Source organism: Achromobacter sp. SIMBA_011, from assembly GCF_046535435.1.
In the GTDB taxonomy this organism is placed as follows: Bacteria; Pseudomonadota; Gammaproteobacteria; order Burkholderiales; family Burkholderiaceae_B; genus Achromobacter; species Achromobacter dolens.
The window spans coordinates 1-260 of sequence record NZ_JAWRWN010000708.1; the positions used below are offsets into that span (position 1 = coordinate 1).

The window sequence follows — 260 nt, forward strand, 5'->3', positions numbered from 1 at the left end:
GAGCGAGCCGGTGCTCGGCATTGTCGCGCTGTGCGTGGCGAACATGGGCGTGCTCTCGATTCCCTCGCTGTTCTGGGCCGTGCCGACTTCGTTCCTCAGCGGCGTGACGGCCGCCGCCGGCATCGCGATGATCAATTCGATCGGCAATCTCGCGGGATTTGTCTCGCCATACATGATCGGCTCGCTCAAGCAGATGACGGGGCGCACCGACGTCGCGCTGTACGTGGTGGCCGGCGGCCTCGTGCTGGGCGCGCTGCTCG

1 pseudogene is annotated in these 260 nt (G+C 66.9%); it reads left to right on the plus strand.

The window, feature by feature from the left end:
• Positions 1-260: pseudogene (locus tag SB816_RS32795) on the plus strand (MFS transporter); the annotation flags it as partial.